At 40.8% G+C, this 16,515-nt stretch carries 11 protein-coding genes; 6 read left to right on the forward strand and 5 right to left on the reverse strand.

Going from position 1 to position 16,515, the window contains the following annotated elements; translation table 11 throughout:
• The first annotated feature begins 3 nt into the window (after positions 1-3).
• Positions 4-3,717 (forward strand): UvrD-helicase domain-containing protein, encoded by a 3,714-nt coding sequence (locus O1449_RS01675; protein WP_269238982.1) that lies wholly within the window; start codon positions 4-6, stop codon positions 3,715-3,717.
• Positions 3,718-3,816: 99 nt separating this feature from the next.
• Positions 3,817-5,562, forward strand: coding sequence for an exodeoxyribonuclease V subunit alpha (gene recD, locus O1449_RS01680; RefSeq protein WP_269238983.1), 1,746 nt, complete (start codon positions 3,817-3,819; stop codon positions 5,560-5,562).
• Between the two features lie 703 nt (positions 5,563-6,265).
• On the opposite strand, the gene O1449_RS01685 is transcribed toward recD, so the two are convergent.
• Positions 6,266-7,564: a serine hydrolase domain-containing protein gene (locus O1449_RS01685; protein WP_269228962.1), complete on the reverse strand. Its 1,299-nt coding sequence runs from the start codon at positions 7,562-7,564 to the stop codon at positions 6,266-6,268.
• Positions 7,565-7,803: 239 nt separating this feature from the next.
• On the opposite strand from O1449_RS01685, the gene rpsO reads away from it, so the two are divergent.
• The 4 genes from rpsO to O1449_RS01705 all read left to right on the forward strand — a co-directional run bounded on the left by rpsO (position 7,804) and on the right by O1449_RS01705 (position 13,364).
• A complete protein-coding gene (gene rpsO, locus O1449_RS01690) occupies positions 7,804-8,073 on the forward strand; it encodes a 30S ribosomal protein S15 (RefSeq protein WP_004637724.1) in 270 nt (89 codons plus the stop codon).
• Positions 8,074-8,330: 257 nt separating this feature from the next.
• A complete protein-coding gene (gene pnp / locus O1449_RS01695; protein WP_171062387.1) occupies positions 8,331-10,421 on the forward strand; it encodes a polyribonucleotide nucleotidyltransferase in 2,091 nt (696 codons plus the stop codon).
• A 256-nt stretch (positions 10,422-10,677) separates the two neighbouring features.
• On the forward strand, positions 10,678-12,000 hold the full coding sequence (locus tag O1449_RS01700; protein ID WP_269238986.1) for a dicarboxylate/amino acid:cation symporter: 1,323 nt from the start codon (positions 10,678-10,680) through the stop codon (positions 11,998-12,000).
• A 140-nt stretch (positions 12,001-12,140) separates the two neighbouring features.
• Positions 12,141-13,364, forward strand: a complete 1,224-nt coding sequence (locus O1449_RS01705) for a magnesium transporter CorA family protein (RefSeq protein ID WP_269238987.1) — start codon at positions 12,141-12,143, stop codon at positions 13,362-13,364.
• A gap of 26 nt (positions 13,365-13,390) precedes the next feature.
• Here the strand turns inward: O1449_RS01705 and O1449_RS01710 are convergent, their stop codons facing one another.
• The 4 genes from O1449_RS01710 to hslO form a co-directional block, all read right to left on the reverse strand.
• Complete coding sequence (locus O1449_RS01710; RefSeq protein ID WP_004659218.1) at positions 13,391-13,717, reverse strand: chaperone modulator CbpM; 327 nt, start codon at positions 13,715-13,717, stop codon at positions 13,391-13,393.
• An 11-nt stretch (positions 13,718-13,728) separates the two neighbouring features.
• A complete protein-coding gene (locus O1449_RS01715; RefSeq protein ID WP_269238988.1) occupies positions 13,729-14,673 on the reverse strand; it encodes a DnaJ C-terminal domain-containing protein in 945 nt (314 codons plus the stop codon).
• A 141-nt stretch (positions 14,674-14,814) separates the two neighbouring features.
• A complete protein-coding gene (locus O1449_RS01720; protein ID WP_269238989.1) occupies positions 14,815-15,426 on the reverse strand; it encodes a LysE family translocator in 612 nt (203 codons plus the stop codon).
• Between the two features lie 113 nt (positions 15,427-15,539).
• Positions 15,540-16,415 (reverse strand): Hsp33 family molecular chaperone HslO, encoded by an 876-nt coding sequence (gene hslO / locus O1449_RS01725; RefSeq protein ID WP_004659214.1) that lies wholly within the window; start codon positions 16,413-16,415, stop codon positions 15,540-15,542.
• Positions 16,416-16,515: the final 100 nt, after the last annotated feature.

The raw sequence follows: 16,515 nt of genomic DNA on the forward strand, positions 1-16,515 counted from the left end.
GACATGAACTCAAAGTACCCAGTGTCTTATCAGCCGATTAGTGATATTCAATTTGAAGGGCTGCATTTAATCGAAGCCTCAGCAGGAACGGGGAAAACCTATACACTTTCTAGTTTGATGGTGCGGATTTTCTTAGAAAAATATCTACCCAATCAGGTGATTGCCACCACCTTTACCCGTGCTGCTGCAGCAGAACTGAAAACGCGTATCCGTTTGCGTCTGGTCGAAATCCTTGAGTTTTTAGAGCCTTTCCGTGATGTATTGGCACAAGATATTCAGGCCAAGGCATTACAAGAGTCTGATCCCTTAAAACAACAGGTCTTACAAAACTTTGCGCCACGAATTGCCTATGCCTGTGAACGGCTAAAATTGGTCATCGATCAATTGGATGAATTATTTGTTGGAACCTTGGACAGTTTTAGCCAAAAGCTATTGCGTGAGTTTGCCTTTGAAAGTGGCAAAATTGAACGCGCAGAAATTACTGAGGATGCCAAAAGCTACACCCGTCAATTGATTCATGATGTGTTGCGGGAATGGATTCAGACCCAACCCCAGCAAGTGATCAATGCGATGTATAGCGTGGGTGGACTGAAGAGTGTCGATCATTTTGTCGGGATGGTGGAAAGCTCGCTGAATTTTAGTTCGGCACAATTTAAACTGCCTGTCATGCCTGAAATTGAGTTGGATCAGTTGCAGCAGTGGCAACAGCAAGCGCAGCAGATTGACCTGAGCAGCTTGGCTGAATACTTTCAGTTAGAGGGCGCCTATTATGCACATATCAATGGTGCTTCTTTCCGTAACAATGCCTTTCATAAACTGTTTACAGAATCCTTGCCACCATTATTAACTGCACTCAACAGTCCTGAGAATATACAGATCTTTGATGCCTATTTTGCCGATGCACGTGATGCGGTATTTAAGTTTTTAGACAAACTCGAAGCACAAAAAATTTTTAAGAAATGTCCTGCGGAAATTGCCGAAGGCTTCTATCAACATCCATGCGTGCTGCAACTGCAAAAGCTGTTTCAAGCTGTACAGCAGACTCAGCAAGAATTTGAGCAGTTACAGGTCTATTTAAAAGCTTATTTGTGTGTTGAAGTCAAAAAGCGTTTGCCGCAAATGTTACAGCAAAAAGGGGAGACCACCTTTGCTCAGCAAATTAAGACGTTGTCTGAAGCTTTAAAAGGTGAGCAAGGACAATCTTTTGCGGTATTTGTACAGTCACGCTATCCATTGATTCTGGTGGATGAGTTTCAGGATAGCAACCAAGACCAAGACGATATGTTGGCCAGTATCTGGCGCCATCCGCAGCGTTACCAAAAAGGCTGCATGATTATGGTGGGCGACCGTAAGCAGGCGATTTATGGTTTCCGTGGCGGAGATATGTTGACCTTCCTGAATGCCTATCAGGATATTATGGCCAAACAGGGGCGTGAGTATAAGTTGGTACATAACCACCGTTCGGTGAAAGAGCTGGTTGAAGTGGTGGATGTGCTATTTCAGCGCCAGATCGATTTTGGTGAGCAGGTCAGCTATGACCCGATTCAATCGGGTTCACGTCCGCACCCTGCCTTGATTGAAAATGCCCAACCCAATCCAATGCCTTTACGCTGGTTGCATTTGCAAGAGGGCAATGAACAGGCCACACAAGTGGCGTGGCAGATTCAGCACTTACTCAATCAATCGTATTTAAAGCAATTGTACTTAGAAGGTGATGTCCCGACTGCGATTGATGAAGATGATATTGCTATTCTTTCGCGTAGCCATCGCCAACTGGATGAAGTGCAATATGTATTGGAACGTATGGGAATTCGGGTCAACCGACCGTCGAAACGTAGTGTGTTTGATTCCCCCATTGCACAGGATGTGGGGGCCTTATTGACGGCGTTGCTTCATCCTTATGACGAAGCCAAGCTCAAACGGGCTTTGCTCAGCCGTTTATTTGGCTTTGATCTGGCTCGACTGTTGGCCTTAGAACAAAGTGCAGCAGGCTTGAGTGATTATATTCAGCAGTTTGATGACATACGTGAAATGTGGCTGAATCAGGGCTTTTTATCCGCGTGGCAGCGCTGCTTAAATCAGTTTGGTCTTTGGCAGCAACTGGTGGCCACACAAAGTAAAGACAATGAGCGTGCCGTGGTGAATCTACGCCACCTCACTGATCTCTTGAGTCAGCACAGTGAACATGTACAAGGGATGCAAAACCTGTATCACTGGTATTTAAAACAATTAAATTCACCAAGTGATCGCGATTGGGAGCTTGAACACAAGCTGTCCAGTGAAGCGGGTGTGCAACTGATGACCATTCATCAGTCCAAAGGCTTAGAGTTTAAAATCGTCTTTTTACTGGGGGCGAATAAGGCCTTTACTGAAGTACAGAAAACACTGAATTTTTCTACCACTGAAATCCAGTTGCCTGAGACAGGCCAAATATGGACGCAACGGGTGGTAGCAGTGGCGGATAAAAATTTTTTACAGCAAACTGAGCTGGATCAACATCAGCAACGCGCTTTAGCGGAACAAAATCGTTTGTGGTATGTGGCACTGACGCGTGCCAGTCACCGTGTTTATGCCGTGTTTGAACCGGGAAAAGGCGATAAGAATAAGTTTTCAGGTTTGGCTTTTTGGAAGAATCAGGGCGATCACTTTCAACATCCCTATAGTGCCGATGCTGTGCTGATCTTAGCGCGACCACAAGCCTTACAGATGCAACAAACTCAACAACAGCGCGTACTGTTGGCCCAAGCATTGCCGACACAACGTTTTTATGCACGCGGAAAAACCAGTTTTAGCTATTTGGCACAACATTTAAAGCACAAAGCGACTCGGGCTGATCGCTTGGCTAATATCGATACCGATTTTGAGCAAGCAGAAGATGAGTTGAATCTTGCAGAATTGGAAAATAAAGCCACGTCCCAGCCGATTGCCTGGATTAAACAGTATTTCCCGAAAGGGACTTTGGCGGGCAATTTCTTACATGAGATTTTTGAGCAGATTGATTTTCAGCAACCCCACATGTGGGTAGAAGAAATTCGCCGTCGTTTTAAAAATACCTATCAAAGTTTATGGTCAGAGCTACTATTTCAATATCAACAGCATTTCTCTGAACAAGAAAATGCTGAGCAGCAACTCTATCAATGGATTGCTGATTGGCTTAGTAAAGTATTACACACGCCACTGAATCAGGGTTTTCAGTTAAAGCAATTAGTTGCAGGACAATATCTGTCGGAATGTCCATTTTATTTGGCGTTATCTGATCGAGTGCTGGCGATGCAGCGTGTACAGCAGCTATTTGAGGAATATGGCATCGAAATGCCTGAGTTACTTGAAGCTAAATCTGCCCGTTATTTAAATGGTTCAATCGATTTAGTCTACTTCGATGGACAGCGTTACCATATTGCCGATTATAAGAGTAATTATTTGGGGGCAGCGCAACTGGATTATCAGCCTGCTCAGATTGCAGAAAGTATGTCGCTGTCGAGCTATTGGTTACAAGCCGCTTTATATTTAGTGGCATTGCATCGTTATCTGTCAGTCAAATTGCAGGATTATGATATGCAACTGCATTTGGGTGGCGCATCTTATTTGTATTTGCGCGGCATGAATGGGCAGACGCAGCAGGGTTATTTTTACTGGAAACCTGAGGATGAGTTTATTTTACGCTTAGATGCGATTCTTGGATATTTCGCTGAGGATAAAGCAGGAAAAATAGTGTAGATAAAATAGATGATTTTAGATTAAACAAAAACTTATCATGTGGATAAGAGTGTTTATAACCTTGTGGACAAGCGTGTGGGTAAGTTTGAGGATAACTCTGTGGATAAGCTAATCAGTGGTCAGTCAGAACAAATGACTTGGTTGAATATGTGGAGTAACTACCTCACACAAGCACCCTTTTCTCAGTCTGCTCAAGCAGTTAACGCTGCGCATATTTTACAGCAATTGGTTGAAGCCAGCTTGCAAGGTGACAGTTGTATCGAAGTCGATACGACACAGCTTGAAGCATTGGGTGATTTGGCTGTTTCTAGCGAAATCGCAACCACACAGGTTGCCCCATGTGTCTATGATCAGCAGGGCTTGGCATTATACCGATATTGGTACTTAGAGCAACGCCTTGCACAGCAGATTTGTCGATTAAAGCGACAAACGATTCAGGTTGTTGATACCGAACATTATCAAGACTTACTCAGTGATGAACACCAGCAGGCTGCACTGAAAATGGTGTTGCAACAAGGTCTGAGCATTATTACCGGCGGGCCAGGGACAGGTAAAACCTATACTTTGGCACGTATTATTGCAGCCCTCAACCAGACCATACCTGATATTCGTATTGCCATGGCAGCACCGACAGGCAAAGCCGCACAGCGTATGCAGGAAGCATTACAAAACTCTTTTAATGATCCAAAATTATTGCAATCAGGGCTCATCACCGATGAGTTGCGTAATCAAACCACACAGACCTTGCACCGTTTACTGGGCATGGGCAATCGACAAATACCACGCTTTCATCTCAAACAACCTCTGCCATATGACGTGATTGTGGTGGATGAAGCCTCAATGCTGGATTTAAATTTGGCAACTCTGTTATTTGAAGCTGTTCCAGATCAATGCCGACTTATTTTGCTCGGTGATGCCAATCAGTTGGCTTCGGTTGATGTCGGCTCGGTTTTGGCTGATTTACAGCAAGTACAGGGATTGGCTGAAAACCGAGTCCAGCTACAGACTAGCCGCCGTTTTTCTGGTGAAGCCAAGATTGGGCAATTCGCACGATTTATTCAGGCACAGCAAACTGTAAGTAATCCCGATTTAGTCTTATCAAAACTAGAGATGGACATTGTTCCTGCTGCACCTTTGCAAACAATTTCCTTGAGTAAGGATATGCCAGACCTGATTCAGCTGGAATATTTACCCGAGCAACAGCAGGTTGATGTTGAGCCTTATCAGCAGAAGCTAATGGCAGGATTTCACGGCTATATCGAGGCTTTAAAACATTATATACAGGCAGATGAGTCTGCTGAGCAAATCCAGCATGTGGTTCAAGCCTTTGATGATTATCGAATCTTAACGGCAGTTCGACATGGGTCATTGGGGATTGAGCAACTGAATCGTTATGCGGGGCATTGGCTCAATCAGCAACTCAAACAAATCGCTGTTGGAGACTGGTATATCGGACGTCCTGTCATGATGACCTATAATGACTATCAGCTTGGAATTTCTAATGGTGATATCGGCATCTGTTTTAAGCATCGCACTCAGTCACAACAATTCGAAGTCTTTTTCCCGAGCTTAAATAAATGGATTGCAGCGCACCGACTCCCACGCAGTATGCAAACCGCTTTTGCTTTAACCATTCATAAATCACAAGGTTCGGAATTTACCCATACTGCGATTGTTTTAGATGCACATGCCGAGAAACTATTGAGTCAGGAATTGATTTATACCGCAGTGACACGTGCTAAAAAAGTAGTGAGTATTCTGGCTGATCGGAAGGCATTACAACAGTCATTGATTACTAGAACCGTTCGTCGTAGTGGTTTAGTGCAAAAGATCAATTTAGGGTGATTATGAACTTATTCTTTAAAATTCACTGTTTTGTAAGTAAAAGCTTACACGAATTCGAGATATTGTCGCTAGAGTGAAATAACTGTTTTTGAGATCATGTACACACAAAGAGCCTAGCAAGGAAAGCTAGGTAAATCGCACAAATATAATAATAAAGTCAATGAGACAGCGAACTTACAGTGAGGTAAGTGATAAAAGAGGAAACTTACAGCCGCTAAGCCTTGTAGTTTTGGGAGAGACTACAGGGCTTTTTTATTTTTAATCTTACTAATGTCATGATAATTATTGTATTTATTTTAATCAAAATGATTTTAATGAAGAATATCTACCTCTGACTGTGTGAAGCAAACATTAATTTTTCTATAAAAGCTTTGAACCAAAAGTTTAAATTAAAAATATGATTGTTTGACAATTTTCCTGTATTATTAAGTTAAATGTTATACAGACCTGTACGTTTTTGCTTACATAGAGATAAGAAAAATGCTATTTTTCTCCACAATTAGTTCTGACAGAATAGTCGGTATAAAGAAGATACACACTCAAAGCAAAAACATAAAAAGTGATGTGTAAAATACGTTCAGAGGGTCTGAAAGTAGCTTAATAAGAAACATAAAGAATAATAATAGAAAACTGAAAAGAACCTTGAATAACGCGCAAAAGCCCAAGTCTGACTTGGGCTCTTTTTTTGCTGCGATCAAATGAATTAGACGATGTCTGCTTCGTGTCGATCTGTTGCAAATAATGAACGACGTTGATTCTTTGGAATCTTAGGGCAGTTTGTTGAGATTTGATATAATGTTTTGGCAAGAGCAGGGAGGTGTGTCCCAACGACAGATTTTCCTGTGGTAAGCAACGATACACTAACATCACGCTCTGGATCTGCCCAACATAAAATATTAGAAAAACCAATGTGCCCAAAAGCCTGACCAGTCATTGGACCAAATAAACCGACTGGATTACTACCAAGCATTGGACCTAACGCATAACGCATTGGGGCGAGTAGAGTACGGTCTAGGCTTGTTCCTGATGTTGGTAGGGTTGAGCGAAATACAGTTTTTGCGCTCATGATTTCTTTACCCTGATATTCACCACCGCTGAGTAACATTTCAAAAAAGCGACCAACTTGTTCAGCACTGGTATAAATGTTTCCAGCAGGACAAATAGTATCCATGAAACGAGTATCATTGGTGACATCCACTGCAAGTTGTAAACCACCACCGAGTACATGATTAAGATAATGGTCTGTACCTAAGCTTGGGTGAATTCCTGTGGCATAGTTTAGTGCAACATTGTCTCGATATTCTGGTTTCAAACCATAGTTGAAATAATCTAGCCCCATTGGTTTTTCAATATTTTCAGCCAAAAACTCACGTACGCTTTGTCCAGTTACACGCTGAACGATTTCACCTAGGATATAACCAGCGGTAACAGCGTGATAAGCAAGATGTGTCCCTGATGGCGAAACAGGTTTAGCTGCGCAAAGTACTTTTAAGATTTCTTCTTGGTTAAATAAAAGTTCTGGTGTGACTTCTGTATCAATACGTGGAATCCCGCCACGGTGAGAAAGCAAATGGAAAATAGTCGCACGACGTTTACCATTGACCCCATATTCAGGAATATAGTAGCTAATCGGATCGAGCAGATTTAAATCACCGCGCTCATCCAACATATGGATCAGCATTGCTGTAACCATTTTTGATGCAGAGAATAAACATACAGGCGTATCAGGCGTACCAATTTTTGCATCCGCGGCTAAGCCATCTGGGGAGTTACCCTGTGCATAACCAATACTGCGGTTCAGTAAGATTTGTCCTTGACGTCGCAAACATAATGTAACGAGTGGATAGTTTCCTGTTTTATACAGGCATTCAACGCTATTCCAGATCTTTTGAATCTGTTTTTCAGTCATTCCACCCAATTCAGCTGCAACTTCATCTTTTGAGCGAATCACTTGATTTAAGTCATTTGGTACATAACAAGTATTGGTTGATAAAATTTTCACGATTCCCTCGCAATATTTTCGTTTTCTTTCGTCTCTGTCATAAATTGAAAACAGATATACGATAGTGTGCCTATTTTGTTCAATGCTGTCAGCTGCCGAAATGCCAGCAAAGTTAAAACATTTTTGCAATATGGTGATAGATCACTTAAAATAGGTGACTTGCTGTAGTGATGCACGGCAGTCAGTTGCTTGCAACTGATCATTATCATTTTATTTTTTAAGCATCTCGGAGAAATCGAATGGCTTTAACTAACGCAGATCGCGCAGAGATCATTGCTAAATTTGCTCGTGCAGAAAACGACACTGGTTCACCTGAAGTACAAGTTGCTTTATTGACTGCTCAAATCAATGATTTGCAAGGTCACTTTAAAGAACACAAACATGACCACCACAGCCGTCGTGGTTTGATTCGTATGGTTAACCAACGTCGTAAATTACTTGACTATTTAAATGGTAAAGATCATGGTCGTTATGTTGCTTTGATCGGCGCATTAGGTTTACGTCGTTAATTCGATTTTACTTTGTTTTCGCTATTTCGCATGTTGCAATGCTTTATCGCTGAAAAGAGAGTTTCACCTGATTTGGTTTAGGTGATTTTAGAAGGGGCGCTTGTTCGCTCCTTCTTTGTGTTTAACTTTTATGTAAAAATTTTGATCTAGTGCGATGGCTTCTAAGCTTTGTCATTTATCTACACATGAGTTGTAGTCTGAATGCCAAACCTTAGGGGTCTCACTAGAATAAAACTAGGAAAATATAATACATGTCAATGTTTAATATCGTTCGTAAAGAATTCCAATTTGGTCAGCACCAAGTTGTTTTAGAAACGGGTCGTGTTGCACGTCAAGCAAATACAGTTTTAATCACCATGGGTGGTGTAACTGTGCTTGTTGCGGTTGTTGCACAGCCAAAAGCAAAAGCGGGTCAAGACTTTTTCCCGTTAACTGTTAACTATCAAGAAAAACAATATGCGGCGGGTCGTATCCCTGGTGGTTATGGCAAGCGCGAAGGTCGTGCGTCTGAAGCTGAAACTTTAATTTCTCGTTTGATTGACCGTCCGATTCGTCCATTGTTCCCAGAAGGTTATTTCAACGAAATCCAAGTCACAGCAACAGTTGTTTCTTCTGACAAAACAATGGATGCTGATATTGCTGCGATGTTAGGTACATCTGCTGCATTGTCGATTGCGGGCACACCTTTCCGTGGTCCAATTGGTGGTGCACGTGTTGGTTTGATCAATGGTGAATATGTTCTTAACCCAACGTTAGAACAACTTGCACAATCTGATCTTGATCTTGTCGTTGCAGGTACAGAATCAGCAGTGTTAATGGTTGAATCTGAAGCGAAAGAACTTTCAGAAGACCAAATGTTAGGCGCAGTACTTTTCGGTCATGACGAAATGCAAATTGCTGTACAAGCAATCAAAGAATTTGCTGCTGCAGTTGGCGCGAAAGAATCTGAGTGGGTTGCTCCAACGCACAATGAAGAATTACGTGCTAAATTAAAAGAAGCATTTGAAGCAAAAATTTCAGAAGCGTATACGATTGCGGTAAAACAAGAACGTTATGCAGCTTTAGATGCACTTTATGCAGAAGCAAAAGCGCAATTCGTTCCTGAAGAAGATGTTGATGGCATCGCTGATGAAGTTGATTTCTTATTCGAAGATCTTAAATACCGTACCGTACGTGACAACATCTTGTCTGGTAAGCCACGTATTGATGGTCGTGACACCAAAACAGTTCGTGGTATCGACGTTCAAGTGGGTGTATTAGGTCGTGCTCATGGTTCAGCATTGTTTACACGTGGTGAAACACAAGCACTTGTAACTGCAACTTTAGGTAACACACGTGATGCATTGATGGTTGATACCTTAGCGGGTACGAAAACTGACAACTTCATGTTGCATTATAACTTCCCAGCTTACTCTGTAGGTGAAACGGGTCGTGAATCAGGTCCTAAGCGTCGCGAAATTGGACACGGTCGTTTAGCACGTCGTGGTGTACAAGCGGTTCTTCCACCTGTTGATCGTTTCCCTTACGTACTTCGTATCGTATCTGATATTACTGAATCAAACGGTTCATCTTCTATGGCGTCTGTTTGTGGTGCATCTCTTGCACTTATGGATGCAGGTGTTCCGCTTAAAGCACCAGTTGCAGGTATTGCAATGGGCTTAGTAAAAGAAGGTGAGCGTTTTGCAGTTCTTTCAGACATCTTAGGTGACGAAGACCACCTTGGTGATATGGACTTTAAAGTAGCAGGTTCTGCGAATGGTATTACTGCACTTCAAATGGACATCAAGATCGAAGGGATTACTGAAGAGATCATGGAAGTTGCATTAAACCAAGCTTTTGCTGGTCGTATGCATATCCTGAATGAAATGAATAAAGTCATTTCACGTGCGCGTGCAGAAATCAGTGCGAATGCGCCGACTTTCGAAGTGATTAACATCAATCCAGATAAGATTCGTGATGTGATTGGTAAAGGTGGTGCTACCATTCGTGCCATTACAGAAGAGACCAAAGCTGCGATTGATATCGAAGACAATGGTACAGTTCGTGTATTTGGTGAAACTAAAGCTGCTGCTCGTGCTGCGATTGCAAAAATCCAAGCACTGACTGCTGAAGTTGAGCCAGGCAAAATCTACGACGGTAAAGTGATTCGTATCGTTGAATTTGGTGCGTTCGTAAATATCATGCCTGGTACGGATGGTTTACTTCACATTTCACAAATCTCAAATGAGCGTATTGCGAATGTGACCGACGTGTTAAAAGAAGGTCAGGAACTAAAAGTACAAGTTGCTGATGTCGATAATCGTGGTCGTATTAAGTTGACAATGAAAGATATTGAGCAAGCTCAATAATAGCAATACTTTTGCTTAAAAAAAGCGCATTGTTTTTACAATGCGCTTTTTTATTAACTAGATGAAAACTATAAATATAAATTGGCGAAACAATAAACATAAAATTATTTTATATTAGACATTAGTCGAGTGCTTAAATTGTGAGGATTACAATTAACGTAGAATTCCCCAAATTTCCGCTCCTGCCTGTGTTTATAAGGTTTTAGATAGACAGTCGGAAGTCTATTTGTTATCCCAATATGAAGGAATATCGCACATGCACGTCGACCATGTAGCCGCAGGTCAAGATGACCAGCAGCCACCAAAGAAACCCAAGTTTTATCAAATTCTTTATGTACAAGTGATCTTCGCAATTGTTGCGGGGATACTATTAGGTCATTTCTTTCCTGAGTTTGGTGAAAGCTTAAAGCCGCTTGGTGAAGCTTTTATTAAAATGGTGAAAATGATTATTGCGCCTGTGATTTTCTTGACTGTCGTGACTGGTATTGCAGGGATGAAAAATCTTGGCAGTGTGGGTCGTGTTACAGGTAAGGCAATGATTTACTTCCTGACCTTTTCAACACTTGCGCTGATCATTGGTCTGATTGTTGGTAATGTGATTCAACCAGGTCATGGTTTAAATATTGATCCAAGTACATTACACAGTACTAAAGTTGATGAATATGCAGCTAAAGCACATGAATCAACTATTACAGGTTTCTTGATGAATATCATTCCAGATACATTGGTGAGTCCATTTGTATCAGGTCAAATTCTTCAAGTTTTGTTTGTCGCAGTCTTATTTGGTTTGGCACTTGCTAAATCAGGCGATTTAGGCCGTCCAATTACTGACTTCTTGCAACAATTAACCAATCCTGTATTCACTCTAGTGGGTATGTTAATGAAGTTTGCACCTATTGGTGCATTTGGTGCGATGGCATTTACCATTGGTGCTTATGGGATTAGTTCAATTGGGAACTTGATGTTATTAATCGCAACTTTCTACATCACCGCATTACTTTTTGTCATTGTTATCTTGGGTGCAGTCGCTCGTTATAACGGTTTTTCGATTATCGACCTGATCCGTTATATCAAAGATGAACTGTGGTTGGTTCTTGGTACAAGTTCATCAGAAGCAGCGCTCCCATCATTGATGGCGAAAATGGAAAAAGCAGGCTGTGAAAAATCGGTTGTGGGTTTAGTAATTCCGACAGGGTATTCATTCAACTTAGATGGTACTAATATTTACATGACATTAGCTGCATTATTCATTGCACAAGCATGTAATATTGAATTGACACTCACTCAACAAGTGACAATTTTATTGGTGGCTATGCTCAGTTCTAAAGGGGCTGCGGGGATTACGGGCGCAGGCTTTATTACTTTGGCAGCAACGCTTTCGGTTGTTCCTGCGATTCCAGTTGCGGGAATGGCATTGATCTTAGGTATTGATCGCTTTATGTCTGAATGCCGTGCTTTAACCAATTTAGTTGGTAATGCTTGCGCAACAATTGTTGTTGCAAAATGGGATAAGGCATTAGATAAAGAGCAACTCGACCAAGCCTTAAAACATGGCGTGGTAGTAAACAAAGAAGTTTAATACCGCCTAATTTGTAAAAGCCTCGATGCCTCGCATACGAGGCTTTTTCATGTCATTTGATTTTGATAATAGAATAAACATAGCTTTTTATTGTGCTTCATGGCAGCATTTCTATAGATTTTCAAACTTATCTCGACTCTATGCAGCTTTATTATTTTTATCGTCATAACAGTGAAAATACGATTTTTATTAGCGTGGAACAACAAACAGAACATACGCTTGAGTTTTTGTGGGTTGATAGTTTGAGACAGGATTTGGTTAATCATACCGATTCTTGGCAAAAAAATATTTATGAGCATACGGGTGTAGTGCTTAACGAATTTCATATGCGTGATTTGCTCAATATTGAACATCCTTGTGCTTTTGATACAGTTGAAGAATATGACCTATTAGTATTTCGGAAATTGATCAGTCCAGACGATCAAATTTATGAAAGTGACAATGCTTTAGAATCTCATGAAAGTATTTTTGGCCTAGCAACTACACCGATGAGTTTTATCCTAACACCGAATATTTTGGTGAGTGTGAGGGAGCAGGGAAATAAAGCAATCGAAAGCTATATTCAACGTATTCAAGTAATTATGGGGCGTCCGATTGCTGAACAAAATAAGCCGAGAAAATTAGCCAGTACACCTGCCGATTTATGTTTACGCTTATTGAACAGCATGATTGATGGCTATTTGAATTTACGTACGCCACTGACACGTCGTGTTGAATATTGGCAACAGCAACTTTTGCAGGGCAACCGCCGTTTTAAACAGTGGCATCAACTCTTTCATGAAGATATGGCATTCCAACAAATCGAAAATTTATGTGAGGAACAAATAGAGACCTTACAGGAGTTTCGAGATGAGTTAGTTGATAATTATCATCATGTGATGGGGGAGCATAAGCATAAGAATCAAGACATTCTCTTGGTTCGTCTCAATGATTTAATGAGCCATATAGAGCGTGTTCAAAAACATACCTTGCGTTTAAGAAATGCGATTCAATCGGCCATTGATTTACATTTTTCAGCTATTGCGAATCAAACCAATGAAAATATGCGTATTTTAGCAATTATTACGGCAATATTTGCCCCGTTGACCTTATTAACAGGGATTTATGGGATGAATTTTGAATTTATCCCAGGGTTAAAGTCACCTGTTGGTTTTTGGATTATGCTTGCAGTCATGCTAATGAGCACGGTGGTACTGTTGTACTATTTTTACCAGCAACATTTAGTAGGGCGTGGTGAACGGAGCGTAATTGATTTATTGGCACAACAGCATAAACAACGAAATGTAAATTTACTTTGGTTCTTAGACTATGAACCAATTAAGCAAACACTCAAAGAAGTAGAGAAAATGACTAAACTTAAATAAAGCGTTTAGTCATATATAAAGTTGCCTTAGTGAAAATGTTTGAGCTGTTTACGCAGTTGCTGTACTTCATCAATCAGATCCAACATCACCGCAACCGCTGATAAGCTAGCATCGAAGTCACGTTGTAAACGATAAGCTCGACGTGCTCGTGCTACATCTTCACCGATAAACTGATAACTTTGTGGATCGACTTGGATTTGTAAAATTTCATAATCAATCAGTTTTAAAACCCAATCCGTACTTTGACCACATGCTTCTGCAAAGTGTTCGAGATCAAGTGCCAATTGTTCATCAATAATTTCAACTTGGCAGTGACCGTCATATTGAATTTCTTTGTATTGAATAGTTGTCATGATCTTACTCCTTATGAGGCACGAGGTCTGAATGAAGCAAAGGCATCTGCAAACTGTTGATAAGCCTGTTGCTCTTGCTCACTGTGTGCTGGTGGTAAAACAATATTAATAATTAGATATAAATGCCCTGCGATTTTGTTTGGTATCCCTTTATCTTTGAGACGTAATTGTTGTCCATTCTTAGCATTTTTAGGTAAATTGACTTTGAGTTGCCCTGCGGGAGTATTGACTTCAATGCTTTGTCCTAGAGCTGCTTCCCACGGAGTTACATCAATAGTTTGATAGACATCAGCGCCTTCAATACGAATGCGGTCGGTATCTTTATATTGGATTTCAATATAAAGATCACCATTTTCACCGCCATTGATACCACTTTGTCCTTGACCATTTAAGCGAATTTGCTGACCTTCTTTCATTCCTTTTGGAATCTTAACCTGCAAGGTTTTTCGCTGGACTTCAGGCTCACCATAGACGTTATAAGTTGGAATTTGCAAGGTAATCTGTTGAGTTGAACCGTGATAGGCAATATCTAAATCGACTTGAATACTGGCATGTTGATCCTCACCCCGATAGCTGCGTTGTTGGCGTTGCGAACGTTGTTGTCCGCCACCAAAACCTGAGCCAAATCGACCAAATAAATCCTCAAAGCCACTAAAGTCAGCACCTTCACCTGAGCTTTGGCGATAGAACTGTGAGTCGTCAAACCCATTTGGATTGCCTTGTCCAAAATTAGAGAAACCTTGTGGATGATCTAAGATCTGATCGTATTCAGTTTTTTTTGTAGCGTCACTTAAGGTGTCATAGGCGACATTAATCGCCTGCATTTTTGCTTCCGCATCGGTTTCTTTGCTCACATCAGGATGATATTTACGTGCTAGTTTTCGATAAGCTTTTTTAATTTCATCTGCTGAGGCATCTCTTGAAACACCTAGCTCTTCATAATAATTTTTTGCCATGATCTTAAATATAATAATGAGATGTTTCTTTCATTATGAAACGAATCCAAGAGATTTCAATGGATTCGATTGTATAAGAGTTGTTTTGTTTAGCTAAAAGCTTAGAGTAAGTATCGGTACTTTCGGTTTTCTAAGATCACTTTAGATAAAGGTTTCAATCAGCCCATAGAGTGCAATCAACACGAGTAGAGCACCACACAGACCTAGAATCTTTGGATAGATTTTGCTTTGAGAGAGACGACTGAAGAACAGATAGACTAAAGACAAGGTTAAGAAGTCCAAAATAATCCATGTGACCGTAAGTAAGCTTAAACTGAAATTGATGTTCGGAGAGAGATGAATAAACTGTGGGAAAAAAGCCGAAAAGAAAATAATATCTTTTGGATTGGAAATTCCCACCAGAAAGCCTTTTTTAAAGCCTCCGCTTTGTGTGGATACGGTTTGAATGGCGGTTGGATGTGGTGCCTGAAGCACTTCTTTAATAATGCTATAGCCCAGATAGGCAATATAAAGGCAACCTAATATACGAATGGCTTTTAGGTAGTTCTCATCAATCGTGAGAAAGCCTTTGAGAATGAGTACAGAAATAAAAATTAGGATTAAAGAAGCGAAATTGGTACCAAAAATAGTTTCTAATGCTTTTCTATAACCGCCTTTCAGACCAGCACTCGCCACTAAGATCATTACGGGGCCGGGGGTAGCAATCAAGACAATAACGCTAATAATAAATAAGAAATATTCGAAGTAATTCATAAGTCAAAATTAAGGTCTATGTTATTGGGAGATTTGAAAATTGTTCTATCGGATAGACCTTAATACAAAATAAAAAAAGACGGAAGCCCGTCTTTTTTTATTTTACTTTTCAATTAACTTAAATGTTCACCAAATAAGCCTAAAGCTTCTTCTGCGCTAAACTCGTAACGTGTATTACAGAATTGGCAATCCATCTGGATTGGATTTTGTGCTTCTAGTGTTTCATGAACTGCATCCACACCAATTTGAATCAAAGCGTGGGCACAACGTTCCTTTGAACAGGTACAACCGAACTTTAACTGCTCAACTTCAGGTAAACGAACTTCTTCTTCGTTATACAAACGATAGAGAATTTCATTGGCTGAAAGATCCGTCAATTCCTCGGGTTTAAGGGTTTCAGTCAACATGGTCAAACGAGGCCACAAGTCTTCATCAACCAATTTTTGTTCTTCTTCGTTATTACGAGGGAGTAGTTGGATTAATAAACCACCTGAACGTTGACCATTAGTTGCCAATACAATATGTGTTGGAATCTGTGCAGACAAATCATAATATTGCGTTAAGCAACCTGCTAATGTCGGTTGATCAAATGGTACGATACCTTGGTAGCGTTCGCCGTGTTCAGGTTCAATATTGATGAACAGCACAGGGTTGGTCAGGGCAGCAAGCACGGTACGACTATCTTTACCTTCTGTGAAGCGCGGATCTTCTTCATAATCTGCGAGCGCACGAACTTCACCTAAGTGATTGCATTCAGCCATAGCCCATTTAAATGTTCCACTTGCTTGAATTTGTAAACTAATACGACCACGAATCTTGAGTGTACTTGCAAGTAAGGCGGTTGCACTCAGCATTTCACCCAAGAGACTTTGTACCGCAGGCATATATTCACGTTGCGCCAAAATGGTTTGTAGTGCTTCTTCCAAATGAACCACTTCACCACGAACAGGGCAGTCTTCGATAAAAAAGCGTTGGCGTAAATCAGACATATTTTTCTCCAGTGCTCCTTCGAGGGAGCGCAAAGCAACGCTTTGCTTTGTAACGCACTTCAGACTTTATAAAGAGGTGCATGGTTATGCAGTCAATAAT

It is taken from the genome of Acinetobacter sp. TR3, assembly GCF_027105055.1.
In the GTDB taxonomy this organism is placed as follows: domain Bacteria; phylum Pseudomonadota; class Gammaproteobacteria; order Pseudomonadales; family Moraxellaceae; genus Acinetobacter.